The organism is Amycolatopsis sp. NPDC003676 (assembly GCF_053587275.1).
On the sequence record NZ_JBSFNS010000080.1, the window covers coordinates 1 to 24,229 of the forward strand.

Genomic DNA, 24,229 nt, shown 5'->3' on the forward strand with positions numbered 1-24,229 from the left:
GTGCTTGTCAAGGCGGGAAAGATGCCTTGACAAGCACCCCCAGACCGCAGGGACGCTTTATATCGGGGTGCGGGGGAGGGGCTGGGTGCCTCGATCGTTGGGTGCACCGGTGCGGTTTGTTGGTGGTGGGGGCTAGCGCCCCAATGTGGCATTGGGTGCGTCAGATGCACCGAACGCCACATTGGGTGCGTCGCATGCACCCAATGCCACATTGGGGGCGCATCGCGGCGGGCGGCGGGCGGACTTGCGTCGGTTGTGAGGGGAACCCTGAGGGAATCAGAGTCTGTGAGGGTGGCCCTCATGGACGGCGGGTGCACCGGAAGCGGGGCTAGAGGAGCGAGCGCTCGATCCGGTCCATCGGTTTCTCCCCGGCTTTGGGCGTCTGGGCGATCGGTTTCGACGGCGTGCCCATGCGTTCCGACAGCAGGAAGGCGATGATCTCGGCTTCCTGCTCCTGCGCGTCGTCATAAGTAGCGCGCATCAACATGTCGCGGACGATGTCCGGATCCAGGTTCGGGAACAGGGAACGGGCGCTCTCGTCGTCAAGGAGACCCGAGCCGCGATGACAGCAGATGATGTGACCCAGCTCGTGCAAGATGATGTGCTCCTGGTGCGCCCCGGTGGTGTTGGCGTCGAAGAAGATCAGGTCCTCGCCCCGTGCGGCCACCCACATGCCGCACGGGTGCGACGCCGGCATCGGGAGCGGCACGAGGGTGATCGGCCGTTCGCGGATCTCGCCGAGGCGCGCGCAGAGGACGGCAAGGTCGTATTTCGGCGGAAGGCCGAGTTCGGCGATCCGCCGGGCGCCTTCGTCGCGCATCCGCCGCAGCTGCTCGCGCCGCTGCGGGGCGTCGGACGGGGTGCCGGTCACCGTGCGGCTTCGTCCGTGACCGGGGGCAGCCCCTGCATCTTGCGGTATTGGTCCATGATCGTGGTGATCGCCTGGAGGTTTTCCTCGCGCATGCCCGCCGCGCGCATCGCGACCGCCCGGACGCCCGCCTGGCGCATCGCCTCCACCGCGGCAAGCTCCGACAGGACCGACCCGGCGACCTCGTCGTCGAAGAAGTACGCGACGGAGACCCCGAAGAATTTCGCCAGTGCGGCCAGCAGCTCCTGAGAGGGATTGGTCCGTTTGCCGGTGCGCAGCTGAGACAAGTACACCGCGCCGACCTTGAGCTCCGGCGACGCCCGCTTCAGTTCGGCTGCCACCTCGGCGTTCGTCCAGTGCCTTCCCTGCGGCCGCACCGTGCGGAAGAGGTCGTCGAGTCTGGAGGCCAGGGTGGGCCGGGAATCCGCCGGCCGATCGTCTTCGGACATGCTGCTACGCCCCTCCAGTTGCAGCTGATTGCTCTCAGCTAAGGCGACTATCTCAGATTAGCTCACAGTTGACAATCACTGGACGGCTCCACAAGACTGTGCCTCGACGAGATAGCTGGTGGCTAACTCGCCACATCCGGGCAAGAGCGGCAGGCGTAGTACCGGCCCGGGGCGACGCTGGGGGTGTCGCCCCGCTCGGTCCGCCGAGCTGGGCCCGGAGGCAGCAGGATGCGTCAGCGGACTGCCTCCGGGCCTAGCGAACTACGCCCGACCGCCGCATCCACCGGGGTTGCGAACTTGGCCCGTCCGGCCGCCGAGCGGATGACTTGCCAACGTGCTAGCCAGCAGCGACCACGCAGCGCGCGGGGTCTCCCCGGGCCGCGCGCAATGCTCCGGCAGACCCCGTGGCCGCGCAGCCTGCGGAGGTATCAGTGAGCCGCTTCGGGATTCGTGAACCGCACCCATCCGGCGGGGGCTCACCGGGTTGCGCGGAACGCTCCGGTAAGCACCGCGCCCACCCTGCCCGCGAAGACGTCAGCGAGCCGGTCGCGAACCGCATCCGTCCAGCAGGAGATCATGCCAATCCGTGCGAAACGCTCCGGCAAGCACCGCGACCACGCAGCCCGCGAAAACCTCAGCGAACCGCTTCCGGCCCAGCGAACTGCGCCCATTCGGCAGCCCACCGCGCCGCGCGCCGGTGGTCCAGCACTCGCCGCGCCACCCAGAACGCACCGCCGAGCACCGCGACCGCGCACAGCCAGCAGAAGGCCGCGACCAGCACGCCGTTGGTGACCGCGTCCGCGTGCGTCAGCGGGGCGGTGGTCTGCTTGCCGGTGTCGTCGAGCCAGATGTCGGTGGTCGAACCCTCGGTCGCGGAAGCGCTGGGCACCGTGATGATCCCGGTCCGCTGCACGCTGTTCGGCGGCTTCCAGACCGCGTTCACGCGCGCGGTATTGGCGATCGGCGCGCTGTCGCCGACGGAAGCGGCCGGCTGCGCGGCCGTCGTGAGCACCGTGGCGGTGACCTGGTGCCGCGACTGCAGCTGCGCGTCCGAAGCGGCGGTCTCCGCGGTGATGTCCGCGCTGCCGATCATCATCGCGAACGGAATCGCGATGAGCGCCAGCAGCGTGACGATCCCGGCGAACACGCCTTCGATCCGGTCCGACCGTCGCACGAGCGGGTTGCGCACGGCGCCGAGCCGTCGGAGCAATCGTTTACCAGGGTGTGGTGGTCTGCCTGCCCGAGTCCTGTTCCGCATGACTCCCATGGTCCTCTTTCGCGCGCGCGAGCGCTGTGTCCCGCACAACGTTTTTCACGTTTTTCCTGGGGATCCGGTGTGTTTCTGCTTACCTCCAGGGCAGGGGTTTACCCGTGTGGGTGACGACGAGCGGAGGTTCGAGCCTGCGGCTGCGAGTGGTCCAGGCCAATGTCCGGCCGCGCCCGCGTGGCCCAGGGCACGTTGCCTGGATTGATCTTTCGCCTCGCGTGCCCGCGAATGGGTTGCGGCGCCGACGATTCGGAGGCGGATCGTCTGATTCGCACGGTTCGCGTTGGCGGGCAAGCGACCTTGTGCCATCGCCGACGGGCGGTTGTGCGCCGGATGTTCGCGTGGAGGCAACCGCGGGTTTCCCTCGCGGACGGCTCGGGCAGACTTGCCCGCCCGAGCCGTCGCGAAATGCCTTGCCGCTGTTCACTTCGGAATCAGGCATTGCCGATCACAAACCGAGGGGCAATCCCGATATCCGGGAACCCATTCAGTCGACCAGTCGAATCGTGGCGGTAGGACTGTGCGAACGCCGCCGGGTGATCCCGTGTTCGGCGACGATTCCGAGTTGGATGCTGCGATCGGCGGGCGCCCAGTAGCCCGTGCGCACGAAATAACCGTCCATTGTGCAGAGCCGGTTCGCGCTCTTGCGGGAACTGATCGTCTCCCAGCCCCATTGCCGTCCGCTCTCCTCGACGCCGTTGCGCCGCACGTGCAGCCGCGGGTTCCCGATCTCCCGGCAGTACGCGCTGCCGTCCGCGATGTACAGCACGCCGTCGACCTTGTAGAACCTCTTGCCGTCCAACAGGCTCACCTGGCCGGACAGGGTGAAGTGCACCCTGCCGCCATTGGCCCCGTCCATCGTCCAGTCGAGACAGAATTCCTTCGTTGGAACTTCGAGCGACTGGGTCATGGCCGTGTCTCCTTTGCTCGCAGGCCGGAGCGTCCAGGAAAATATAAGGAAGAAACGCGTTCCCGGCAGGTATCGGGAACCGTTTTCACCCAAAGAGGCCCAGTGAACACGCATCGTGGTCAACGCCCGATTAATCGGTGGAATTACCGCCGATGGGGTAAGGCGGATACGATAAGTGAATTCGTCTTGCCCGAAACCGGTGGCCGCCCGGCGGTCCCGGGGCCCGCGGACCGCGCGGGCCGTGTCGGCAGCGTGACATCTCCCATGACGCTTGTCGTAGCCACGGCCGTGTGCGACCCTCGGGTTATGACGACTGTCATGACCGCCGTGCGACCGGCCACCGCCGGTTCCGTGGCCGATCTCGTCCGCGCCTGCTCGCCGGAATCGCTGAGCCGCCGGTTCACCCTCGGCGGCCCGATCGACCCGGAGTCGGTCCTGTCCCGGTACCGGCGGTTTCTCCTCGTCGGCACCGCCCTCGTCGCCGAGGTTTCGGGCACGCCCGCCGGGCTGCTGAACGCGGTTCCGGAAGACGGCCGCCGCGTCGAGCTGGGCCTTCTCGTCGCCGACGGATGGCAGCGGCAGGGCATCGGCCGCGGCCTGGTCAGGCTGGCCGCCGAGCAGTGGCGAGGCTGGACGCTGCACGCCACGGTGCAGGAGGGCAACGTCGCCGCGGAAGGATTGCTGCGGGCGTGCGGGTTCCGCTGCGTCCCGGGGTACGGCGGCGAGAACGAGTACGAGCTGACGGTCACGGAGGAGACGCTCGATGACGGAACGGCCGGCGCGCGACCGGATGGTCTACAGCGCCGCGCAGTTGCTGCGTACGCAAGGCCTGAGCGGCACCGGCATGCGCGAGGTAGTAGCGCATGCCGAGGCACCGCGGGGGTCGCTGCAGCACTACTTCCCGGGCGGTAAGGAACAGCTGTTCGGCGAAGCGATCGACTGGGCTGGCCGCTACGCCGCGCGACGCGTGACGCGCGCGATGGACTCCCTGACAGACCCGACGCCGTCCGCGCTCTTCGCCGCCGTTGTCGAGTACTGGCGCGCAGAGTTCCTCGAGATCGGCTACGACTACGGCTGTCCGCTAGTCGCCACAGTCACCGACACGGCAGCGTCTAGCGAACCGTTGCGCGAGCGTGCGAACGACGCCTTTGTGCAGTGGCGGAAGCCCATCGTGTCCGCGCTAGAGCAGATGGGCGTACCGGCTGCGCGCGCTGCTTCGTTGGCAGTGTTGATGATCAGCGCGCTTGAAGGAGCCTTGGTGTTGGCGCGCGTCGAGCGCGCGGTGACGGCGCTCGACACCGTCGTCGAGGAACTAGGTCCAGTTCTCGACGCCGCGGTGGACAAGCGCCGCCGTCGTTAACGACGGTCGAGCTTCGCGCGCAACGTGGCGACAGTGTCCGGGTCGTGCAGCAGTTCGGCGAAGTGCTTGGACTCCGACTCCATTCGCTCCTCGACGCTCACGTCAGTGCGGTCGTGCAACAGTGCGCGCGTCGCCGTCACCGCGCGCACCGATCGGGTGGCGAGCGTCGCGACGCGTTCCTCGACGCGCTTACTGAGCGCTGTCGCGTCAGGGAGCACTTCGTTGACCAACCCGAGTTGCGCCGCTTCGACCGCAGGCAGTCGTTCTCCGAACAGCAGTAGCTCCGTCGCGCGCTGCGGACCGACACGGCGCGGCAGCGCGTAACTGCTGCCGAACTCCGGCACCAGCCCCAGCGGTACGAACGGGAACTGCAGGTAGCTGCGTTCGGTGGCGTAGACGAGGTCGCAGTGGAGCAGCAGGGTCGCGCCGATGCCGACAGCCGGACCGTCGACCGACGCGACCACCACCGCCTGCGTCGCGAGCAATGCCTCCTGGAAGACCCGCGCGGGCGTCTTCGTGCTGTCCCCTGCTTCGTGGGCAAGGAAGTCGCCAAGGTCGTTACCCGCCGTGAACGCACCGCCAGCTCCGCTCAGTACGGCGATAGGCGTGCGGACGGCGTCGAAGGCGTCGGCGAGGGCGATGTACATCGCCTTCGTGAGCGCGTTGCGCTTCTCCGGCCGGTTGATCGTGACGGTGGTGACCTGTCCGTCGACAGTCGTCTCGATGCTCATTCACAGCTCCGCAACAGCAGCGAGCAGCAGATCGACTTCCGCTGCAGTCGTGTACGGCGCGATGCCCGCGCGTACGGCACCAGCGTCGCCGAGACCGAGATGCCGTGCGCACTCGATGGCGTAGAACGTCGAAGCAGGCGCGTTGATCCCGCGCGCGCCGAGACGCTCGTACACAGCCTGCGGCGTCAGGCCGGTGACTGAGAACAGCACTGTCGGCGTACGGCGACGCGTCGGTGAGCCGTAACGCACGACGCGCGGCAGCGCAGCGAGACCGTCCTCCAACCGCTGCAGCAGTGCGTCTTCGTGGGCTTCGAGCGCCGTAAGCGACGTACGCAAACGTTCGCGCCGACTGCCTTCGCTCGGCACGAGTCCGGCGAGGAAGTCGATGGCCGCGGTAGTGCCTGCGAGGAGTTCGTACGGCAACGTACCCAGCTCGAAACGCTCCGGAACGGCGTTGCTCGACGGCAGCAGCTTGTCCGGCTGCAGTGTCTCCAGGAGATCGGGCGCGGCGGCGAGAAGGCCGAGGTGCGGGCCGAGGAACTTGTACGGCGAGCAGGCGTAGAAGTCAGCGCCCAAAGCGGTGATGTCGACCGGCGAGTGCGGCGTCAGATGCACGCCGTCCACATAGCTCAGCGCGCCTGCTTCGCGCACCGCGTCGGTAATCGCCGGGATGTCCGGACGCGTGCCGAGCAGGTTCGACGCGGCAGTAACCGCGACCAGCCGCGTCCGGTCAGTGAGCAGGTCTGCGATCGCTGACGTCGACAACTCGCCAGTCTTCGGATCAAAGTCCGCCCAGCGAACAGTCGCGCCGCGCGCTTCGGCGGCCTGCACCCACGGCCGGACGTTGGCGTCGTGGTCCAGCCGAGTGACCACGACCTCGTCGCCAGGGCCCCAGTTCTTCGCGAGCGTGCGGGAGAAGTCGTAGGTCACCTGGGTCATGCTGCGCCCGAACACGACGCCTTCCGGCCGTGCGCCGAGCAGGTCAGCGACGGCCTGGCGGGCTTCGCGCACGACGCCGTCCGCGCGGCGCTCCGCCGCTGTGACAGTGCCGCGGTTCGCGATAGCGGCGCAGAGGGTCGAGGACACTGCTTCGCCGACCACATCCGGGATCTGGGAGCCGCCAGGTCCGTCGAAGTGGGCGGCGCCGCTCTCGAGCGCGGGGAAGTGCTTGCGGATCGCGTTCACGTCGTAGGCCACGGCTGCCAGCTTGCCTGATCCCCGGGCGAGTGTCGTGCTCCGCGCGGGTGCGATCATGCCGCAGTCCCGTTGCCCTTGGAGAGGGGTCCGCCAGTGCTCGCCGAAGAGGTCGAAAAACTGCTCGCCCAGCCGTTGCCGTGGCCGATCGTGCAGGCAGGCGACCCCGTGCTGCGCGCCGCGGCCCGCCCGTACGAGGGCGAACTGAGCGACGGGATGCTGTCCGCGCTGATCGAGGGCATGAAGGAGACCATGCGCGCCGCGCCCGGCGTCGGCCTGGCTGCGCCGCAGATCGGTCTGTCAGTGCGGATCGCTGTTGTCGAAGATGGTGCCCGCGAACGTCCAGGCGTCGCCGAATCCACCCTCGCCACCCGCGGGATCGTCCCGCTGCCGTTCCGCGTGCTGGTGAACCCCACGTACACCCGAGTGGGCGACGAAACCGCCGCGTTCTTCGAAGGCTGCCTCAGCGTGCGCGGCTGGCAGGCCGTCGTCGCGCGAGCCCTGCGGATCCGGCTTCGCGGCAGCGACGAGACTGGTGCGGCTCTGGACGAGGAATTGTCCGGCTGGCCAGCACGAATCGTCCAGCACGAGACGGATCACCTGCACGGAATCCTGTACCTGGACCGGGCCGAACTGCGCTCGCTGTCCACCCACGAAGCCGTCGCCCGTCGCTGGACCCAGCCGACCCCCGCGGACGCCGCCCGCGAACTGGGTTTCGACCTCCCCTGACGAGTTCGGCTCCGGTTTTTGTCGGTGCCCGCTGATACGTTCCTCCGCAGTTGCCCCGACCGGGGCTCGCTACTGGGGAGGAACCTCGTGAACTCGTTGCAAGACAAGGCAAATCTCTTCCGTGAACTGCATGCCGCGGACGTCCTCGTGCTGCCGAACGCCTGGGACGCGGGCAGCGCGGTCGCCATCGAACGCGCCGGCGCCCCAGCCATCGCCACCACCAGCGGCGGCGTCTCCTGGGCCCTGGCAAAAGGCGACGGCCAACACCTCTCCCGCGCGGAAATGCTGTCGGTCGTCGCGCACATCGCCGCCGCCGTAGCAGTCCCGGTGACGGCCGACGTAGAAGGCGGCTACGGCCTAGCCCCTTCCGCCGTCGCGGAAACCGTGACCGGCGTAGTCGAGGCCGGGGCGGTAGGCGTGAACCTGGAAGACTCCCGCGCGGGAACTCTGACCCTCTTCACCCCAGACGAACAGGCAGAACGCTTCACCGCCGCCCGAGCCGCCGCCGCGACGGCCGGTCTCTCCGAGCTGTGGATCAACGCGCGGACAGACGTGTACCTGTTCGGAATCGGCGAACCCGCCGGCCGCTTCGACGATGTCCTGACCCGAGCCCGCGTCTACGCCGACGCCGGAGCGGACAGCATCTTCGTCCCAGGCCTGGTTGACGTCGAAGTCTTGGCAGAACTGGCAAAGTCCTCGCCGATTCCGGTCAGCGCCATGGCCGGACCGGGCGCACCTCCGGTATCCGACCTGGCCGCGGCCGGAGTGCGCCGGGTGAGCGTCGGGACGTCGATCGCCCAGGCGGCCTACTCGCTGGCCCACCACGCGGCGGCCGAGGTGCTGAAGCAGGGGACTTACGGGGAGGTGACCGGCGCACTGGATTTTGGAACGGTGAACGGCTGGTTCAACTGAGCCCGGCCCCGCCTTGGGCGGGAACCGGTTGGCGCTGAGCCTTGCGGCGGCGGCTCACATCGGCTCGGCCCTTGTTGGGTGGGCTGCGTCCCGGCTACGGCTGCTCCCTGGAGGGGTCGAGCCCTGCGCGGGCAGTGATCCAGTCGGGCCCGAGCCTTACCGGCAGCGTCCCTGGTCGGCCTGGGCCTCGGCTGATTCCGGGGTGGCCGAGCCGAGCCGGTCTGCTCGCTTGATCCCGCTGGAAGCCAGGCCGCCCTCGACCCGGCCCAGCCCAGCGCTGCCCAGCCCAGCCCAGCCCAGCGCTGCCCAGCCCAGCCCAGCGCTGCCCAGCCCAGCCCAGCGATGCCCAAGCCCAGCGCTGTATCAGGTCATCTGGCCCCGGCCCGAGCCCGCGCAATCAGCCCGGCGAGTCAGTCCCGGGAGCTTGCCCGAGCCTGAGCCAATCCGTCCAGCCCAAGCCAAGTCACTCCAATCCACCCGGCCGACCTGAGCCAGCGCGCCGAGCCCGAAAACAAAACCCGAGCCGCAACCCTGCCGCCCGACCCTGACTCACCCCGCAACCAACCGCCCGCAACCCCGACCCCGACTCACCCCGCAACCAACCGCCCGCCAAACCGCCCGCCCCGCTCCAACTCCAGCAACCTCCGCTTGCACTCCACCCCAGCCGCGTAGCCGGTCAGCGATCCGTCGCTGCCCAGCACCCGGTGGCACGGCACCACGATGCCGATGGGGTTCCGGCCGTTCGCCAGGCCGACCGCACGGGACGCCGTCGGGCGGCCGATCGATTCGGCCAGCTCTCGGTAGGTCGTCGTCTCGCCGTACGGGATCTGCAGGAGCGCCCGCCACACCGTCTCTTGGAAAGGAGTGCCACTGAAAGCTAACGGAAGGTCGAACTCGACCCGGTCACCGGCGAAGTACTCGTGCAGCTGACGCGTCGCCGCGACGAACGGGCGGTCGTCCCGGTCGCCGAAGGCGGCGCGTGGCGGGCGGTATTGCTCGTCGCCGATGTACAGGCCGGCCAGGCCGCCGTCGCGGGCCATGAGGGTCAGCGGGCCTTCGGGACTGTCGATGACGGTGTGCACCACGGTCATGCCGACACCGCGGGAATCCGGTTGATCGGGTGGTCACCGGTCGCCCAGAGGTGCTGCACCGCATACGCGCGCCACGGCTGCCATCGGCTGGCGTGTGCGATCAAGGCACCTGGACTCGTTGGCAGGCCTAGGGTTTCGGCGGCGATCTTCACACCCAAGTCAGTCGCGACGAAGGCGTCCGGATCGCCGAGGGCGCGCATGGCGATGCTCTCCACCGTCCACGGGCCGAAACCCGGCAGCGCGGCCAACTGCGCGCGGGCGTGCACCCAATCGCCGCCTGCGGTCAGGTCGACGTCGCCGGAGACCAGAGCCGACACCAGGCCCAGCAGCGTCGCGCGGCGGGACTTCGGCATCGCCAGCGTTTCCGGGTCCAGGTCGGCCAGCGACTCGGGCGACGGGAACAGGTGCGTGAGGCCGCCTTCCCGGTCCTCGATCGGGGTGCCGTGCGCCAAGACGAGGCGTGCTGCGTGGGTGCGGGCGGCTGCGGTCGAGACCTGCTGACCGAGGACGGCCCGCACGGCGAACTCGGCCGAGTCGGTTGTGCGCGGGACGCGCCTGCCTGGCGCGGCGGCGACCAGGGGAGCGAGGGTCGGGTCTGCGGCGAGCTGCTCGTCGACCGCGACCGGGTCGGCGTCCAGGTCCAGCAGCCAGCGGCAGCGGCTGATCGCGGCGGCCAGGTCGCGCAGGTCGGTGAGGCTCAGGCGGCACGCGACGTGGTCCGGCTCCGGGCGGAGCGACACCACGCCGTGGCCGTGCGGGAGGCGCAGCGTGCGGCGGTACGCGCCGTCGCGCCATTCCTCGACGCCCGGGACCGCGGTGGCGATCAGGTGCCCGAAAAGATTGTCCGGGCACAGCGGACGGCGGAATGGGAGCCGCAGCGACAGCACGCCCGGCGACTTGGTCCGCTTGCCGCCGCGTACGCGGGAGCGCAGTTCGCTCGGCGTCAGGGCGAAGACGGCCCGCACGGTTTCGTTGAACGTCCGGATGCTGGAGAACCCCGCGGCGTGCGCGATATCGCTCATCGGCATCGTGGTGGTTTCGATCAGCAACCGGGCGGTCTCGGCGCGCTGGGCCCGGGCGAGCGCGAGCGGTCCCGCGCCTAGTTCGGCCTGCACCTGTCGTTCGATTTGCCGCACGCTGTACCCGAGCCGCGCGGCGAGCCCCTGCACGCCTTCCCGGTCGACGACCCCGTCGCCGATCAGGCGCATCGCGCGCGCCACGACGTCGGCGCGTTCGTTCCACAGCGGCGAACCGGGCGACGCGTCGGGCCGGCAGCGTTTGCAGGCGCGGAATCCGGCGGCCTGCGCGGCGGCCGCGCTCGGGTAGAAGCGCATGTTCTCGACCTTGGGCGGCACCACCGGACAGCTCGGCCGGCAGTAGATCCGCGTGGTCAGCACCGCGGTGAAAAACCACCCGTCGAACCGGTCGTCCTTCGACTGCACCGCGCGGATACAGCGTTCAGTGTCCTCGTACACGCCGACCAGTCTGCCCCGCCGCACCCGCGAAGCCTCGCGAAAAAACGACATCACCCTGGCGGGGCAACCGGCTCCCGGACCGCAGCCCGCGTGTCGACGACGGACAACCGGCACACCAGCCCGGTCAGGCCCCGGTGTCCCCGGGTGAAGACCATGAACACCAGATGCGCCAGCAGCCACAGCGACGTCCACCCGGAGTCCAAGCCGACCAGAATGAAATAGCCGCCCGAACCGATCAGGAACCGGACGATCGACTGCAGCACCGACGGCGGCCGCCCGTCCGCGCGCACGACCGTCAGCATGACCGCACGCTGACCAGGCGTCGCGCCGTTGCCCACCAGCGGAACGAGCAGCAGCAGAACCGCGGTGGGCACCCAGCGGCCGAGGACGTCGTCGATCAGCGTGTTGTTCTGCAGCGTGCCCTTCATGACGTACTGCACCACGAGCGCGATCATGCTCAGCACGACGCCCACCAGCGTGACCGAGATCAGATCGAGCACCATGCCCAGCAGCCGCCGCCGGGCGAGGACCGGACGCGGTTCGTCGGCCGGACGCAGCCGTCCGGACCGGCGCAGTACGGGCGAGAGAAGCGCGCCGACCCCCGCGCCGACGGTGTTCGACAGCAGGTCGCCGGTGTCGAACAGCCGGTACGGGCACTCCATCAGGAACCACACGCCGGTCAGCTGGGTCGTCTCGATGGCGAGCGACACGAAGAACCCGCTGACGATCGCGAACCCGATGCTCCGCCCGAACAACCGCCGCAGGAACACGCCCCACGGCACGAAGAACGCGACGTTGAACAACACCTGCCGCAGCGCGGGATTATCCAGCAGCCCGGTGTTGAACTGCTTCATGTCTTCGAGGAACTGAAGCGGATTCCACACCGGATGCCGCAACGATTCGTGCGTCGCGCAGTACGCCGCGTCGACGTCGGGCAGCGGCAGCAGCGTGTAGGTGACCAGCGCGAAGCAGTACACCAGGAAGGCCGGCGCGGCGATCGCGCGCAGCAGCCCGAGCTCGCCGCGTTTGCGATAGCTGACCGCCACGTACGGCACTACCAAAACGAACGCCAGCCCGAAACCTGCGAACACGGCGATCAGCGTCGGACCGCTCCACTGAGTCATCGTTCCTCCACCCGGTGTGAGCGCACAGGCTAGCGGGCGGCAGTAACCTGGGCACGCGGGAAGGAGGAGCAGTGGACGACGACATCGAAGACAACGCCGACACCGGCGTGCTGGATCCCGAAGACACCCTGGAGGACGGCGACCCCTATGACGAGGGGTATTCGCCGCCGGAACGTCCACTCGCGACTCGCGACTGGGGCACCACCGCCTCCGAAGAAGCCACCGGGGAAAGCTGGGCGGGCCGGCTGGCCCGCGAACTCCCGGAGATCCGCGCGACCGACGGCGACGGCCTCGGCGACACGGACGACACCGACGGCGAACTGGTCGACGACGAGGTCGGCGACTTCCGCGCGGGCCGCCTGGTCGCCTCCAACGCGGGATTCGGCCCCGACACCGAGGCCGAGCTGTATGCCTCGGACATCGGCATCGACGGGGGAGCGGCGTCGGCCGAGGAAGCCGCCGTGCACGTCGTCAATCCGCGGGATCTGTGACCCTTGGCGGGCGCACTTTCTCTGTGAGCCAGCGGCCGGGAGCGCGGCGTGTGACTAGTCGGCCGGATCCCCGATCCAGACTGACGCCGGAAGCACATACGGCCGCAGCAGCTTGACCAGCTCCGCGTCCCCGTCGCCGTGCAGGGTTTCCTCGGTCAGCCGCCGGGCGACCCCGGCCAGGAAATCGGCGATCTGGACCCGCGGTTCGGACCTCGAGTCGACGAACTGCCACCGCGGCGCCGGGTCGAGCAGCTGGGCGAGCCGGGCCTGGGTGAGGGACGGCTGCTCGTCGTGGATGACGTTCTCCGGCCGCCAGAACGCGATCGTGTCGGCGAGGGCGGGCATCAACGGATCGAGCGGCGGGATGAGCCCCGGGTCGGCGACGAGTTTGTCGCGCAGGGCGGTCACCTGCGGGCGGGCCGCGACCAGATCGCCGAGAACGTCCGCCTGCGCGAAGAATTCGTCGGGAGTGGTCGCGGGGAGACGGCGGTTCGAGGTGCGCAACAGTCCGGTGAACGAGCGCAGGAATTCAGTCCAGCGTCGAGGGCCGTGCAGGCGCGGACCGTCCTGGTGCAGGGCACGAGCGCGGGCGTCCGGACGGCGTCGCAGACACTCCGGGTAGGGGGTCTGGTCGACGAGCAGGTCGACGACTTTGCCCGCGAGGAACAACGCCTTGTCGACGAGCAGCACGCTGGCGGCGTCGGCGAGAGGTTCGGTGAGCAGCCACTCCAGGGCGGCGCGGTTTTTGGCGCGCAGGAGGTGGTTGGCCTTGTATTCCAGCGCGGGGGAACCGATGAGTTCCCGCAGCCGCGCAACACATTCAGCGGCATCCGCGGGTTCCAGCCGGACGGCGGCGTGCGCGAATACCGCGGTGTTCGCGCCGATCAGATTCACGCCCTCCGAGCCGGATTCGTCGCACGCGATCGTCTGCGGCCGCACGGGTCCGATCCTGCCAGGTCGTCGAGGCGAGGGCGACCCCATTTCTCCAGGGGACCCCTGAGGTGGATTCCCGGATGTGCTGACGGCCCCGGACGTTTCACCATGAAGGGGACGGAGGGAGCCGGTCATGGTGCTCGTCGAGGAGGACGTACACGCACTGGACGACGTCCGGCGCGGTCTGGTGGTGGTCCACAACGGATTCGCCGGGGCCGCGGAATGCTACCTGTGGTCGGTCGGCGGGCGGGTTCCGCTGTGGGAAACGCAGGCGATGGACCGCCTGCGCCGCAGAGGCCTGGTGAGAATCGCCCGCCGCAGAGGAGCCCCGGCGAGCCCGGTGGTGCTGACGGACCTCGGCGCGGCTGCTGCTTGAGTCCTTTGTGGACTGTGGGGTTGCTCGCGCGGCAAGGTCGGAAGCGGCGGATTCCGTGGCCCGCGATTCGTCTCGAGTCTTCGTGCCTGGGGTGATCGGCTGTTGGTTCCCGGCCAACGCATATTGCGAGACGGGTGCCGAGTGGCGGACGTCTGCTGACGTGATGGCTGGTCGAGGCTTTCCGCTGCCGGAGATTCTCCGCACAGGCAGCCTTTGCGGAAGTACGCTTCGCCGCGACCGCCGCGACCGCCGCGACCGCCGCGACCGCCGCGACCGCCGCGACCGCCGCGACCGCCGCGACCGCCGCGACCGCCGCGACCGCCGCGAGGCGTTGACCAGGTTGGTGGCTGCGAGTGCCGAACATCTTTGGCCGTGGCAGCACCGCGTCGGCTGCGGCGGCTCAGCATCAAGGCGGCGGCGAGCGTCGAGGCAGCCCGTCACCGCGCGTGCCCCCGGCACCGGATGGCCGGGGAGCGAAAACGACCCAAGGTGCCCCGGAGCCGCCGGGAGGGCGGTGTGCGCGGCGCTCCCGGCGGCTCCAGGGCGGTCGGGCGGCCGGGACGGTGATCCCAGTGCACGGCACCGGCGTGCGCCGACCTGGTGAGCAAGCCTTCCGGCTGGATCAATTTCGAACTTAGCCCAGGTCCGGGGCCCGCAGGCGGTGCGTTCCCCGATCGTGTCGGCGGAACCACGCTGGTGGGCGGGTATCGATCGGGGAAGCGGCGCCCAGCGCGGGAAGATCGTCGGGAACGAGCGGGGTTAGGCCGGGGAGTTGCACCGATCGGGAAAGCGGCACCGGAGGGCGCTTGGTTCGACGCGGTGTCCAGCGCGGTAGGAGCGGCGGCAGGAAGTCGCATCGATCGTGCGGCAACGAAGGCAGGCGAAACAGCGCCCAGCACCGAAAGAAGCGAACCCCATCAGAAAAGGACAGCCACCGGGCAGGAAGCAACACAGCGCCGGTGCGGGACAATCGGCCTCGATCGGGAGGATGATCGGGGCATGGCCGGGTTCAGGGCTCGTCATCGGCGGGCGGTTGCGGACGAGGCGCTGGTCCGCGCGCTTTTCGAGGAGCACGGGCGCGCGATGCTCGCCTACGCCACCCGGCTGCTCGGCGATCGCGCGGCGGCGGAGGATGTGGTGCAGGAGGCGCTCGTCCGCGCGTGGCGCAGTCCGGACAGTCTGGTCAACGGGCGCGGGTCGGTGCGCGGCTGGTTGCTCACCGTCGTGCGGAACCTCGTGATCGACCGGTTCCGGGCCAAGGAGGCGCGGCCGCAGGAGGTGGCCGAGTCTCCGGCGAGCGGGCCGGTCGAGCGGGATCACGCCGATCAGGTCGTCGACTCGATGGTGGTGCTCGCCGCGCTGGACGGGCTTTCCCCGGAGCATCGCGAGGTGCTCGAGCAGATGTATCTGCAGGGGCGGAGCGTCGCGGAAGCGGCTGAGCGGCTCGGGATTCCTCCGGGCACGGTGAAGTCCCGCTCGTATTACGGGTTGCGGGCGTTGCGGGAAGAGTTCCGGCGAGCGGAAGGAGTGGCCGGATGAACACTGCCGACGAACACGTCGACCTGGCGGGATACCTGTCCGGTCAGCTCGCCTCGGGCGAGCAGCGCGACGTCGAGGCGCATCTCGACGGCTGCGAGCGCTGCCGGGCCGAGGCCGCGTCTCTGCGCGAGGTGCAGAGTTTCCTTGGCGAGCTGCCGCCGGAGGCGTTGCTGGAGGGGCCGCCGGTGGGTGCGGACCTGGTGATGCAGCGGACCGTCGACCGGGTTCGCGCGGAGTCGCGTGCTCAGGCTGGGCGGGGGCGCTCGATGGCGGTCGCCGCGGCGGTCGTGGTGGCCGCGGCCGCGGTGGGCGTCGGGGTGCTGGTGGGGCGCAGCTCGTCGGGACCCGCGGTCGCGGTGCCGACTACGCCGCCGCCGGCGACCAGCGTGGTTCCTGGCACGAAGGTCATTTCCGGGGCGAACGGGCAGGCCCGGCTCACCGCGAGCATCGTTCCGGAGACCGGCTGGGTGCGCGTGGACGGCTCGGTGACCGGCATTCCGGCCGGGCAGAAATGCCTGCTCGTCGTCATCGGCAAGGACGGCCAGCGCCAGGTCGCGGGCGGTTGGATGGTGTCGGAGCGCGCGGCGCGGGACGGCGCGTACCTCTACGGCACGGCGGTCGTCGACCCGGCGCAGGTGGCGGCCGTGGTCATCGAGAACACGGCCGGGCACCGGTTCGTGGAGGCGGACGTCAGCTGAATCGTCGGTCAAGCCATTCGCGGACGGGTTGCCACGGCTCGTCTGACGGATCGATCAGGCGGAAGTGGTCGACGCCGGGGAGCTCGACGTAGTCCACGTCGTCGCCAGCCGCCTTCGCCGCGGTCACGTAGTCGCGGCTGTGCGCGACCGGCACCCGGACGTCGGCGTCGCCTTGCACGACCAGTTGCGGGCAGCCGATCGGGACCTGCCGGATCGGCGAGGCCGCGGGGTCGTCGCCGGTCAGGAACAGCCCGGCGGCGCCTTCGCCCAATTCCTCGGCTCGCGCGCGGGGGACGTCGGTGATCGGGGCGAGCGCGACGACGCCGGAGAGCGCGCCGCCGGCCAGCAGGGCCAGGTGCCCGCCCGCGGAGTGTCCGATCGCGACTGTCGGCAGCGCGGCCGGGCGTTCGACGGCTGCGATCGCGGCGAGCACGTCGTCCAGGGTTTGCGGCCAGCCGCCGGTGTCGCCGTCGATGCGCCGGTATTCGACGTTCGCCACGTACCAGCCCGCGGCGACGAGGTCGGCCGCCATCGGGTCGAGCTGGTGCAGGTCGTGCCGGGCGCGCCACCATCCGCCGTGCAGCAGGACGGCGGTGCCCCGCCCGCCCGGAGTCCCGTGGAGTTCGACGAACTGGCTGGGCTCGCTGCCGTAGCGGAGGGTTTCCATGCTGGCCATTAGATCACCATCGCGCCAGCCGTTCGTGCACTCTCGCGAGCCCTTCGTGCGCCGCGCGATACGCCTCGTACAGGCCGGTCAGGTCCGTCTCGGGGACGAAGGTTCGCTCGACGGCGACGGTCGCGGCCGCAGCGGTTTCGACGTCCGGGTACCGGCCCGCGCCGACTGCGCCGAGCAGGGCGGCTCCGAGTGCGGCGCTGTCGTGCACGCGGAGGCGTTCGACGGGGCGGGACAGGACGTCGGCGTGGAGTTGTGTCCAGAGGTCGCTGCGTGCGCCGCCGCCGGAGAACGTCACCGACGGGAGGGGTTCGCCGCAGGCTTCCTCGACGGTTTCCAACACGTGCCGCGCGGAGAACGCGACCCCGGTCAGTACGGCTCGGGACAGGTCCGCGGTGCTCGTGGACGAGGTCAGGCCGAGGAAACTGCCGCGCAGGTCCGGGTCCCACAGCGGCGCGCGTTCGCCTTGCAGGTGCGGGAGGAACACCACGCCGGGCTGGCCTTCTGCCGCGGATGCGAACACTTCCGGCACGGACAGTCCGGAGGCTCGGCTCCACCAGCGCAGCGCGTCGCCTGCAGCTTGCGTCGGTCCGGCGTGCACGACGACATCGCCGCGCGGCGGGAAGGTGACCAGGCCGCGGACCGATTCGTTCCGGTGCGAGGCGGCCGCGACGACCAACGACGTCCCGCAGGTGACCATCGCGCGGCCGGGTTCTGTGGTGCGGGTGCCGAGAACCGCGCCGAACGCGTCCATGGTTCCGACGACGACTGGCGCATCGCCCAGTGCGGCGGCGTGACCGAGGGGTTCCTCGGGAGCGAGCAGTTCCGGCAAGCGGTCGCCGAGTCCGTCCACCAGGGCGACCGCTTCGGGGAGGTAGCCGGACGCGCCCGCGATGCGCACGCCGGACAGCAGGTCGGTCGCGACCCGGCCGGTGAGCCGGGCGCCGATGAAGTCTTTAGGGCTCATCATCCAACGCGCGCGGGACCACAGCTCCGGTTGCTCGCGGGCGAACCACGCGGCCCGCGCACCCGCGAACGACGCATCGAGCACGATCGGCCCGCCCCAGATGCGTTTTTTGTCGTCGTCGGTGAATCGGGCATCGAGTTCCGCGGCGAGCTCCGCACAGCGCTGGTCCTGCCAGATCACTGCCGGGGTGAGCGGCCGCAGGTCTTCGTCGACGAGAAGATGGGTGTTGACCTGGCTGACGATCCCGGCCGCGCGCACCGAACCCGCGGGAAGTCCGGAAAGGACGGTGTGCAGCGCGGTTTCCGTTGCGCGCCACCAGTCTTCCGGGTCCTGTTCGGCCCAGCCGGGACGCGGCCGCGCGATCGGGTAGGGCGCCGAATGCGCCGCGAGTTCCCGGCCGTCCGGCGCGAAGGCCGCGACTTTCACCGCGGTCGTGCCGACGTCGATGCCGAGCAGAGCTTCTCCGTCCATGCCACAGGGGTACCAGGAATTCGCTACCGTCGGAGCATGACCTCCGCCGCGGAGAACTACCTGCGCGAGTACCACGATCGCAAACCGGACGCGATGTCCGTGCTGATCGAATCCGGCCGGGTGACCGGGGACGGCCGGACGAGTTACGAGGTGCTGGCCGATCGCGTCGCGCCCGCGCGCCGGGTGCTCGACCTCGGCTGCGGCGACGGTGCGCTGCTGGCCGTTTTCGCCCGTGGCGGCGCGGAAAGGCTTGCTGGCGTTGACCTGTCTTCGGGTCAGCTCGCGCTCGCACGGCAGCGACCCGAGTTGGCCGGTGCGGAGTTGCGGCACGGACGGGCGCAGGAACTGCCGTTCGAGGACGACAGCTTCGACGCGGTCGTGTCGCATATGGCGTTCATGCTCATGGACAACCCTGAGGAAGTCGCCGTCGAGGTCGCGAGGGTGCTGGCTCCGGGCGGGAAGTTCGCGGTGGTCGTCGGCGGTCCCGAAGCGACCGGCGCGACTCCCGTGTTCCTCGAATTGGCCCGGCCGCTGTTCCGGGAGGTGCCGGAGGAACGCCGGGCGACGTACACCGCCGAGCGGCGCACATCGCATCGCGAGGGGATTGACGAGGTGCTCGCTCCCGCCGGATTCGCGCCGGTTTCCTGGGAACCGTACGAGATCGACCTGACCGCCGCGCCGGACGAGGTGTGGACGTTGTGCTGTGAATCGTATTACTCGACCGACACCCTCGACGACGCTCAGCTGTCCCGGCTGCGCGCGGCCTTCCTAGCCGAAACCGAGCCGTTGCGCACCGCGGACGGACGGCTTCCGGCGGGGCTGTGCGTCAACCTGGCCAAAACCGAGCTGCTGACGTGACCGTTCGCGCTACCGTCACGGGCATGATGACGCCCGCCGAAGAGTTCCTGCGCGACTATCACGACCGGAACCCGGCAGCCGCGTCCGAACTGGCCGATCGGGGCCGCGTTGACGGACGCTCGGTGTACGAGGCGTTCGCCGACCACGTGGGCCAGCCGGGCAGCGTGCTCGACCTCGGCTGCGGGGACGGCGCGCTGCTGGCCGTGCTCGCCGGTCGCGGCACCGAAAAGCTCGCTGGCATCGACCTTTCCGCGAAGCAGCTGGACGTCGCGCGCGGCCGGGCCGTGCTCGCTGACGCGGACCTGCGGCCGGGCCGCGCGCAGGAGCTGCCGTTTGACGACGACAGCTACGACGCGGTCGTGTCGCACATGGCGTTGATGCTCATGTCCGACGTCGAGAAGGTGATCGCCGAGACCGCCCGTGTGCTGCGGCCCGGCGGCTCCTTCGTGATCGGCGTCGGCGGCGGCGGGACGGACGCGTTGGAGGTGTTCCTGAAGGTCGCCCGGCCGCTCTTCGCGGTGGTCGCCGAGGACCGCCAGATCCCGACCTCCGGCGACCCGCGCAGCCGCACCCGAGAAGGCCTCGACGCGCTGCTCGGCCCGGCCGGGTTCGCCCCGGTTGAATGGCACCAGCTGCTGGTGGACCTGTCCGGCCCGCCGGATGCGGTCTGGCAGACCTGCCACGACACCTACTACCAGGTCGACGCCCTCGACGAGACGCAGCTGATGGGGTTGCGGACCGCGTTCAAGGTGGCGTCCCGGTCGCTGGTGGCCCCGGACGGCACACTGCCGGCCGGGGCGCTCATCAACGTGGCGACGACACGGCTGACCTGACCGGTGCGCCGAACCACTGCGTGAGAGCGGTTTGGAGCGCCTCGACGTCTGGTTCGGCGTCGGTGGAGGACCAGGCGACGTAACCGTCCGGGCGGATGAGCAGGGCGGTGGGTGCGTCGCTCGTTGCCGTGGTGGACACGGTGGTCACGCGGTCGTGCCACGGCGCGGCCGCATCGGCGAGTGTGGCACCGGGTGTCAGGTCGAGCAGTACTGGGCGTGCGGCTTGGTAGGCGGCGGTAAGCGGGCCTGGGTCGGCGAGCGGCAGGTCGGGAGCCCAGCGGCCGTTGCTCGGGTCGGTGCCGTAGTGGATGTCCGCCCCGGACATCAGGTCGGCGACGTGCTGCCGGGCGTCCGGATAGGACAGCAGTTCGGTGAAGAAATCGCGCAGTGCGGTGACTTCCGGCCCGGGCGCGACGAGCGCGCTCTGCGCCTGGGTGTGCATCACGACGCGCTCGCTCACCGGACGGCGTTCGGCCTCGTAGCTGTCGAGCAGCCCCGGCGGAGCCCAGCCTTGGACCTCCGCGGCGAGCTTCCACCCGAGGTTCGCCGCGTCCTGCAGGCCGAGGTTCAGCCCCGGCCCGCCGATCGAGGAGTGCACGTGGGCCGCGTCGCCGACCAGCAGCACCCGGCCTCGCCGGTAGGTCTCGGCGATCCTGGTGTTGCCGCCGGTCAGCCTGCGCAGCAGGAACGGGCCGGGGCCGGACGGCGGTTCGAGCGGCAGGTCGACGCCGAGCACTCGCCGCACGCTCGCGCGCAGTTCTTCCATGGTCAGCGGATCGTCCTCGGCGAAATCGGCGGCACCGCCTCGTTCGCTGGTCGACACGGCCGGATTCGCCGGGTCGAACGGCGCGAACACGAACACCCCGGTTTCCGTCCGGTGGTGCAGGAACGGCGGGAGGACGCCGGTTTCCAGCTTCAGCCCACCGGTCGCGGGGTCGATGAATGACTGCGGGAGCCGGACATTCGCGCTGCGGGACACCGATTCGTCCCAGGTGATGCCAGGGAAGTCGATTCCGGCGAGCTTGCGCACGGTGCTGCGCCCGCCGTCCGCCCCGACGAGGTAGTCGGCGGCGATTTCGTAGGGCCCGTCCGGCCCTTGAACCTGCACGGTCACCGAGTTCTCGTCCTGGGTGAAGCCGGTGATTTCGTGGCCGCGGCGGAGTTCCGCGCCGAGCCCGCGGACATGCTCGATCAGGGTCTGCTCAAGCTCGTGCTGCGGCTTCGGCAGGAGATACATCGGGTTTCGGGGCAGATCGGCGAATTCGATCGGGAAAGCGCCGAAGACGAACCGTGGCGCAGGCACCGGTTCAGGGGTGCCGGTGAGTTTCTCGAACAGCCCGCGCCGGTGCAGCAGGGGCACGACCTGGCCGACGAGACCGTTGGCACGGCGCACGCCGTCGGGTTCGGCGAGCCGCTCCAGGACGAGGGGGCGGACTCCGGCAAGGCAGAGTTCGGCGGCGAGCATCAGGCCGTTCGGCCCGGCGCCCGCGATGACGACGGCGGACATGAGGATCTCCTTGCGGGATCAGGGAAGCACCTCGGCGAGGGTGTCGAATGCCTGGTGCACGATGGTGGACATCTCAGCGGGCGGGTCGGTGCGCAGCCACTCCTGGATGACTGCGCGCAGCACGCCGCCCGCGGTGGTGGCGATGAGCTGGACGCGGAGGTCGTGGACGTCCGCGCCGAGGCGTTCCGCGATCGCTTCGGCCAGCGATTCTTCGGCCGCGACGTTGGCTTTGAGGAATTCGCCCGCCAATGCGGGTTCCGCGATCATGACCCGGACCCCGGCTGTCCACTGTGGACCTCCGGTTTCGCCGGGAGCGGTGCCGCGATCGTCGTCGAGTTGCGCCAGCGAGGCCTCCCGCAGCGCGGTCCACAGCGGTTCCGCCGCCGGGCGCGCACGGAGGTGATCAGCGATCCCGCGAGCCCGGTCCTGGTGCCGCGCGACGATCGCTTCAGCTTTGCTGGAGAAGTAATTGTTGACGGTGCGCGGTGAAACTCCCGCCGCGCGGGCGATTTCCTCGATGGTCACGTTCGACAGGCCGCGCTCGACTGTGAGCCGGACTGCCGCCCAGGAGATGTCGACCCGGGTCTCTTGGCGGCGGCGGTCTCGCAGGTTCGGGCGCTCGGTCATGAGACCACCATAGCGCGCGTCTTGCGCGATGCGCAATGTTTGCGTGTTGCGCAAGTTTGAAGGCGAAGAAGAAGCCCGGGGCGAGGTGCCCCGGGCTTCTCGGCGACGCGCGCCAGTCAGTCCTTGGTGCTCTTGAAAGCGTCCTTCACCTTCTCAGCAGCCTGCTTGAGGTTGCCCTTGCCCTGCTCCGCCTTGCCTTCGGCCTGCCACTGCTCGTTGTCCGTGGCGTTGCCTACGGCTTCCTTGGCGCGACCCTTAAGTTCTTCGACCTTGTTCTCGGCCTTGTCGTTCACTGTGGGTCCTCCCTTTCTCGTCCCTCGCGGTTCGGCTACCCGCTCTCCCGCGCGGCAAACCTGCGAAAAACGCGGGATCGGCACCGCGCCTGGTTCGCGGGCAGCACCTGCGGGCACAGCGGAGTGATTGCGTCCGCACCTGCTCCCGCTCGCCGTAGCACGTGGCAGCGAACGCGAGGATTTCCCTTTACCGTGGCCGTGTTCTGTTCGGTTTCGAAGGAGTCCAAGTCATGCGTCTGTCCACTCGCAACCAGCTCACCGGCACCGTTTCCGCGGTCCAGCCCGGTGCGGTCATGACCGTGGTCACAGTTCAGCTCGACGGCGGGCAGTCCGTCGTCGCCTCGATCACCAAGGACGCCGCGGAGGAGCTTGAACTCGAGGTCGGCAAGCCGGTGACCGCGCTGGTGAAGTCGACCGAGGTGATGCTCGGCGTCGAGTGACTGGCTAGGGCAGCACCCGGCACAACGCGTCCAGCGCACCCGACCACGCGCTCGCCGACGGAGTGCTGAAGCCGATCACCAGCGCGTCGCGGTCCGCGGGCGCGTCGGGATGCCGGAACGCGCCGAGTCCGTGCATGGCCAGCCCCTGCCACGCGGACCCTTGCACCACGGCGTCTTCCTCGCCGGAGGGCACGTCGACGAGCACCTGCAAGCCAGCGGACAGCCCGGTCACCCGCGTATTCGGCGCGTGTTCGGCCAGTGCCGCGACAAGCTGGTCGCGCCGGCGGCGGTAGTGCAGCCGCATCGCGCGGATATGCCGGTCGTAGCTGCCCGAGGTGATGAATTCGGCCATCGTGAGCTGGTCGAGCACGCCGGAGTGCGGGTCGCGTTCGCCCTTGATCTCGGCGGCGAGCCTGGCGATCCGCGGCGGCAGCACCATCCAGCCCAGCCGCAGGCCCGGGGCGAGCGCTTTGCTGGTGGTGCCGAGGTAGATCACGTGCTCCGGATCGAGTCCCTGCATCGCGCCGACCGGGCTGCGGTCGTAGCGGAATTCGCCGTCGTAGTCGTCCTCCAGCACCAGACCGCCGGTTCGGCGTGCCCAGTCCACCGCTGCGGCGCGGCGGTCCGGATGCAGTGCGACGCCGGTGGGGAACTGGTGCGACGGCGTCAGCAATACGGTGCCGACGTCGGGCAGGTCGTTGAGGCGTTCGACCATCGCGCCGTCGCCGTCCACCGGAAGCTGCGGGGTGTCCAGGCCGACCTTGGCGAGATGCGCGCGATGCACCTGCAGTCCGTACGCCTCTACGGCGACCGCTGGTGTCTCTCGCTGCTTCAGTGCTTCGGCGAGAACGATGAGACTGTGCGACGTACCCGTACTGATCATGATCTGGTCCGGGTGTGCGCGTACGCCGCGCGTGCGGGCGAGGTACTCGGCGAGGGCTTCGCGCAGCTCTGGGCGGCCGTACGGACCGCCGTAGCCGAATGCGTCGTCGGGCGCGACGGCTACAGCACGGCGCGCGGCCTTAAGCCAGTCTGCGCGAGGGAACGCGGACAGGTCCGGCTGACCGGGGCGCAGATCGTGCACGATCCGGTGTCGCGAAGCAGGCTTCGGCACTGTCGGAGCTGGCGCGATCTCAGCGCGCGGGGCAACCCGGGTTGCGGCGCCTTGGCGTGCGGTGAGCCAGCCTTCGGCGACGAGCTCCGCATACGCTTGCGCCACGGTGTTCCTGGCGATGCCGAGATCCGCGCCGAGCGTGCGGCTGGACGGCAGTTTCGCGCCCGGGGCAAGGCGTCCGGTGCGGATGGCGTCGCGCAAGGCCTCCATCAGGCCGTCGCGCAGGCGAGGCCCGCGCAGGTCGAGGTGGAGGTCTTCACTCAGCGAACTGGCCCACTCCGCGCGCACGGAAATGGACC

The 24,229-nt window shown here is 69.8% G+C and carries 27 protein-coding genes; 11 read left to right on the forward strand and 16 right to left on the reverse strand.

Going from position 1 to position 24,229, the window contains the following annotated elements; genetic code table 11:
* Positions 1-328: 328 nt before the first annotated feature.
* The 4 genes from ACWDNU_RS32695 to ACWDNU_RS32710 all read right to left on the reverse strand — a co-directional run bounded on the left by ACWDNU_RS32695 (position 329) and on the right by ACWDNU_RS32710 (position 3,494).
* Positions 329-871, reverse strand: a complete 543-nt coding sequence (locus ACWDNU_RS32695; protein ID WP_449671713.1) for a toxin — start codon at positions 869-871, stop codon at positions 329-331.
* Entirely contained in the window at positions 868-1,317 is a 450-nt protein-coding gene (locus ACWDNU_RS32700; protein ID WP_370934808.1) for a helix-turn-helix domain-containing protein, read from the reverse strand. Before ACWDNU_RS32700 ends, ACWDNU_RS32695 begins: the two co-directional genes overlap by 4 nt.
* Positions 1,318-1,951: 634 nt before the next feature.
* On the reverse strand, positions 1,952-2,506 hold the full coding sequence (locus tag ACWDNU_RS32705; protein WP_354735202.1) for an Rv1733c family protein: 555 nt from the start codon (positions 2,504-2,506) through the stop codon (positions 1,952-1,954).
* A gap of 565 nt (positions 2,507-3,071) precedes the next feature.
* The gene (locus ACWDNU_RS32710) at positions 3,072-3,494 is read right to left on the reverse strand and encodes a hypothetical protein (protein WP_370934809.1); all 423 of its coding nucleotides are present in this window, start codon (positions 3,492-3,494) and stop codon (positions 3,072-3,074) included.
* A 306-nt stretch (positions 3,495-3,800) separates the two neighbouring features.
* Here ACWDNU_RS32710 and ACWDNU_RS32715 point away from each other — a divergent pair, with 306 nt between their 5' ends.
* Complete coding sequence (locus ACWDNU_RS32715; protein ID WP_449671714.1) at positions 3,801-4,406, forward strand: N-acetyltransferase family protein; 606 nt, start codon at positions 3,801-3,803, stop codon at positions 4,404-4,406.
* On the forward strand, positions 4,339-4,854 hold the full coding sequence (locus ACWDNU_RS32720) for a TetR/AcrR family transcriptional regulator (protein ID WP_449671715.1): 516 nt from the start codon (positions 4,339-4,341) through the stop codon (positions 4,852-4,854). Before ACWDNU_RS32715 ends, ACWDNU_RS32720 begins: the two co-directional genes overlap by 68 nt.
* Here the strand turns inward: ACWDNU_RS32720 and ACWDNU_RS32725 are convergent.
* The gene (locus ACWDNU_RS32725; RefSeq protein WP_449671716.1) at positions 4,851-5,585 is read right to left on the reverse strand and encodes an enoyl-CoA hydratase-related protein; all 735 of its coding nucleotides are present in this window, start codon (positions 5,583-5,585) and stop codon (positions 4,851-4,853) included. The two genes, ACWDNU_RS32720 and ACWDNU_RS32725, sit on opposite strands and share 4 nt — an antisense overlap.
* Positions 5,586-6,782 carry a cysteine desulfurase-like protein gene (locus ACWDNU_RS32730; protein ID WP_449671717.1) on the reverse strand — a complete coding sequence of 399 codons (1,197 nt, stop codon included), beginning with the start codon at positions 6,780-6,782 and terminating at the stop codon, positions 5,586-5,588. It lies immediately after the preceding gene.
* A 93-nt stretch (positions 6,783-6,875) separates the two neighbouring features.
* Between ACWDNU_RS32730 and ACWDNU_RS32735 the strand changes: the two genes are divergently transcribed.
* Positions 6,876-7,508: a peptide deformylase gene (locus ACWDNU_RS32735; protein ID WP_449671718.1), complete on the forward strand. Its 633-nt coding sequence runs from the start codon at positions 6,876-6,878 to the stop codon at positions 7,506-7,508.
* A gap of 87 nt (positions 7,509-7,595) precedes the next feature.
* On the forward strand, positions 7,596-8,420 hold the full coding sequence (locus tag ACWDNU_RS32740; RefSeq protein WP_449671719.1) for an isocitrate lyase/PEP mutase family protein: 825 nt from the start codon (positions 7,596-7,598) through the stop codon (positions 8,418-8,420).
* 587 nt (positions 8,421-9,007) lie between these two features.
* Here the strand turns inward: ACWDNU_RS32740 and ACWDNU_RS32745 are convergent.
* Genes ACWDNU_RS32745 through ACWDNU_RS32755 form a run of 3 tightly spaced genes read right to left on the reverse strand, consistent with a single transcriptional unit; the run spans position 9,008 to position 12,110 of the window.
* Positions 9,008-9,511 carry a methylated-DNA--[protein]-cysteine S-methyltransferase gene (locus ACWDNU_RS32745; protein ID WP_370934815.1) on the reverse strand — a complete coding sequence of 168 codons (504 nt, stop codon included), beginning with the start codon at positions 9,509-9,511 and terminating at the stop codon, positions 9,008-9,010.
* Positions 9,508-10,986: an AlkA N-terminal domain-containing protein gene (locus ACWDNU_RS32750; RefSeq protein ID WP_449671720.1), complete on the reverse strand. Its 1,479-nt coding sequence runs from the start codon at positions 10,984-10,986 to the stop codon at positions 9,508-9,510. Before ACWDNU_RS32750 ends, ACWDNU_RS32745 begins: the two co-directional genes overlap by 4 nt.
* 50 nt (positions 10,987-11,036) lie before the next feature.
* Positions 11,037-12,110 carry a VanZ family protein gene (locus ACWDNU_RS32755; protein ID WP_449671721.1) on the reverse strand — a complete coding sequence of 358 codons (1,074 nt, stop codon included), beginning with the start codon at positions 12,108-12,110 and terminating at the stop codon, positions 11,037-11,039.
* Positions 12,111-12,181: 71 nt separating this feature from the next.
* Between ACWDNU_RS32755 and ACWDNU_RS32760 the strand changes: the two genes are divergently transcribed.
* Positions 12,182-12,601 (forward strand): DUF5709 domain-containing protein, encoded by a 420-nt coding sequence (locus ACWDNU_RS32760; RefSeq protein ID WP_370934818.1) that lies wholly within the window; start codon positions 12,182-12,184, stop codon positions 12,599-12,601.
* A 54-nt stretch (positions 12,602-12,655) separates the two neighbouring features.
* Here the strand turns inward: ACWDNU_RS32760 and ACWDNU_RS32765 are convergent, their stop codons facing one another.
* Positions 12,656-13,540: a DUF3800 domain-containing protein gene (locus tag ACWDNU_RS32765; RefSeq protein WP_449671722.1), complete on the reverse strand. Its 885-nt coding sequence runs from the start codon at positions 13,538-13,540 to the stop codon at positions 12,656-12,658.
* Between the two features lie 127 nt (positions 13,541-13,667).
* On the opposite strand from ACWDNU_RS32765, the gene ACWDNU_RS32770 reads away from it, so the two are divergent.
* The 3 genes from ACWDNU_RS32770 to ACWDNU_RS32780 all read left to right on the forward strand — a co-directional run bounded on the left by ACWDNU_RS32770 (position 13,668) and on the right by ACWDNU_RS32780 (position 16,147).
* On the forward strand, positions 13,668-13,910 hold the full coding sequence (locus tag ACWDNU_RS32770; protein ID WP_354735189.1) for a hypothetical protein: 243 nt from the start codon (positions 13,668-13,670) through the stop codon (positions 13,908-13,910).
* Positions 13,911-14,909: 999 nt separating this feature from the next.
* Positions 14,910-15,449: a sigma-70 family RNA polymerase sigma factor gene (locus ACWDNU_RS32775; protein ID WP_370934820.1), complete on the forward strand. Its 540-nt coding sequence runs from the start codon at positions 14,910-14,912 to the stop codon at positions 15,447-15,449.
* Positions 15,446-16,147, forward strand: coding sequence for an anti-sigma factor family protein (locus ACWDNU_RS32780; protein WP_449671723.1), 702 nt, complete (start codon positions 15,446-15,448; stop codon positions 16,145-16,147). The genes ACWDNU_RS32775 and ACWDNU_RS32780 overlap by 4 nt, the downstream gene beginning before the upstream one ends.
* Here ACWDNU_RS32780 and ACWDNU_RS32785 read toward each other — a convergent pair.
* The gene (locus tag ACWDNU_RS32785) at positions 16,140-16,823 is read right to left on the reverse strand and encodes an alpha/beta hydrolase family protein (protein ID WP_370934822.1); all 684 of its coding nucleotides are present in this window, start codon (positions 16,821-16,823) and stop codon (positions 16,140-16,142) included. The two genes, ACWDNU_RS32780 and ACWDNU_RS32785, sit on opposite strands and share 8 nt — an antisense overlap.
* A 4-nt stretch (positions 16,824-16,827) precedes the next feature.
* Positions 16,828-18,258, reverse strand: coding sequence for a xylulokinase (locus tag ACWDNU_RS32790; protein ID WP_449671724.1), 1,431 nt, complete (start codon positions 18,256-18,258; stop codon positions 16,828-16,830).
* 36 nt (positions 18,259-18,294) lie between these two features.
* Between ACWDNU_RS32790 and ACWDNU_RS32795 the strand changes: the two genes are divergently transcribed.
* Positions 18,295-19,116 carry a class I SAM-dependent methyltransferase gene (locus ACWDNU_RS32795; RefSeq protein ID WP_449671725.1) on the forward strand — a complete coding sequence of 274 codons (822 nt, stop codon included), beginning with the start codon at positions 18,295-18,297 and terminating at the stop codon, positions 19,114-19,116.
* Entirely contained in the window at positions 19,113-19,949 is an 837-nt protein-coding gene (locus ACWDNU_RS32800) for a class I SAM-dependent methyltransferase (RefSeq protein ID WP_449671726.1), read from the forward strand. The genes ACWDNU_RS32795 and ACWDNU_RS32800 overlap by 4 nt, the downstream gene beginning before the upstream one ends.
* Here the strand turns inward: ACWDNU_RS32800 and ACWDNU_RS32805 are convergent.
* The 3 genes from ACWDNU_RS32805 to ACWDNU_RS32815 all read right to left on the reverse strand — a co-directional run bounded on the left by ACWDNU_RS32805 (position 19,921) and on the right by ACWDNU_RS32815 (position 22,376).
* On the reverse strand, positions 19,921-21,456 hold the full coding sequence (locus tag ACWDNU_RS32805) for an FAD-dependent monooxygenase (RefSeq protein ID WP_449671727.1): 1,536 nt from the start codon (positions 21,454-21,456) through the stop codon (positions 19,921-19,923). The two genes, ACWDNU_RS32800 and ACWDNU_RS32805, sit on opposite strands and share 29 nt — an antisense overlap.
* Before the next feature lie 18 nt (positions 21,457-21,474).
* Complete coding sequence (locus ACWDNU_RS32810; RefSeq protein ID WP_449671728.1) at positions 21,475-22,083, reverse strand: acyl-CoA-like ligand-binding transcription factor; 609 nt, start codon at positions 22,081-22,083, stop codon at positions 21,475-21,477.
* Positions 22,084-22,199: 116 nt separating this feature from the next.
* Positions 22,200-22,376: a CsbD family protein gene (locus tag ACWDNU_RS32815; RefSeq protein ID WP_449671729.1), complete on the reverse strand. Its 177-nt coding sequence runs from the start codon at positions 22,374-22,376 to the stop codon at positions 22,200-22,202.
* A gap of 230 nt (positions 22,377-22,606) precedes the next feature.
* Here ACWDNU_RS32815 and ACWDNU_RS32820 point away from each other — a divergent pair, with 230 nt between their 5' ends.
* The gene (locus ACWDNU_RS32820) at positions 22,607-22,816 is read left to right on the forward strand and encodes a TOBE domain-containing protein (protein ID WP_067580482.1); all 210 of its coding nucleotides are present in this window, start codon (positions 22,607-22,609) and stop codon (positions 22,814-22,816) included.
* Positions 22,817-22,820: 4 nt separating this feature from the next.
* Here ACWDNU_RS32820 and pdxR read toward each other — a convergent pair whose 3' ends face one another.
* Positions 22,821-24,218, reverse strand: coding sequence for a MocR-like pyridoxine biosynthesis transcription factor PdxR (gene pdxR, locus ACWDNU_RS32825; protein WP_449671730.1), 1,398 nt, complete (start codon positions 24,216-24,218; stop codon positions 22,821-22,823).
* Positions 24,219-24,229: the final 11 nt, after the last annotated feature.

What these genes read in the sequence shown, in the direction of transcription:
- ACWDNU_RS32700 (WP_370934808.1), bottom strand. Translation starts at nt 1,317, where the DNA reads ATGTCCGAAGACGATCGGCCGGCGGATTCCCGGCCCACCCTGGCCTCC.
- ACWDNU_RS32710 (WP_370934809.1), bottom strand. Translation starts at nt 3,494, where the DNA reads ATGACCCAGTCGCTCGAAGTTCCAACGAAGGAATTCTGTCTCGACTGG.
- ACWDNU_RS32715 (WP_449671714.1), top strand. Translation starts at nt 3,801, where the DNA reads ATGACGACTGTCATGACCGCCGTGCGACCGGCCACCGCCGGTTCCGTG.
- ACWDNU_RS32720 (WP_449671715.1), top strand. Translation starts at nt 4,339, where the DNA reads ATGCGCGAGGTAGTAGCGCATGCCGAGGCACCGCGGGGGTCGCTGCAG.
- ACWDNU_RS32725 (WP_449671716.1), bottom strand. Translation starts at nt 5,585, where the DNA reads ATGAGCATCGAGACGACTGTCGACGGACAGGTCACCACCGTCACGATC.
- ACWDNU_RS32745 (WP_370934815.1), bottom strand. Translation starts at nt 9,511, where the DNA reads ATGACCGTGGTGCACACCGTCATCGACAGTCCCGAAGGCCCGCTGACC.
- ACWDNU_RS32755 (WP_449671721.1), bottom strand. Translation starts at nt 12,110, where the DNA reads ATGACTCAGTGGAGCGGTCCGACGCTGATCGCCGTGTTCGCAGGTTTC.
- ACWDNU_RS32770 (WP_354735189.1), top strand. Translation starts at nt 13,668, where the DNA reads ATGGTGCTCGTCGAGGAGGACGTACACGCACTGGACGACGTCCGGCGC.
- ACWDNU_RS32775 (WP_370934820.1), top strand. Translation starts at nt 14,910, where the DNA reads ATGGCCGGGTTCAGGGCTCGTCATCGGCGGGCGGTTGCGGACGAGGCG.
- ACWDNU_RS32780 (WP_449671723.1), top strand. Translation starts at nt 15,446, where the DNA reads ATGAACACTGCCGACGAACACGTCGACCTGGCGGGATACCTGTCCGGT.
- ACWDNU_RS32785 (WP_370934822.1), bottom strand. Translation starts at nt 16,823, where the DNA reads ATGGCCAGCATGGAAACCCTCCGCTACGGCAGCGAGCCCAGCCAGTTC.
- ACWDNU_RS32790 (WP_449671724.1), bottom strand. Translation starts at nt 18,258, where the DNA reads ATGGACGGAGAAGCTCTGCTCGGCATCGACGTCGGCACGACCGCGGTG.
- ACWDNU_RS32795 (WP_449671725.1), top strand. Translation starts at nt 18,295, where the DNA reads ATGACCTCCGCCGCGGAGAACTACCTGCGCGAGTACCACGATCGCAAA.
- ACWDNU_RS32805 (WP_449671727.1), bottom strand. Translation starts at nt 21,456, where the DNA reads ATGTCCGCCGTCGTCATCGCGGGCGCCGGGCCGAACGGCCTGATGCTC.
- ACWDNU_RS32810 (WP_449671728.1), bottom strand. Translation starts at nt 22,083, where the DNA reads ATGACCGAGCGCCCGAACCTGCGAGACCGCCGCCGCCAAGAGACCCGG.
- ACWDNU_RS32820 (WP_067580482.1), top strand. Translation starts at nt 22,607, where the DNA reads ATGCGTCTGTCCACTCGCAACCAGCTCACCGGCACCGTTTCCGCGGTC.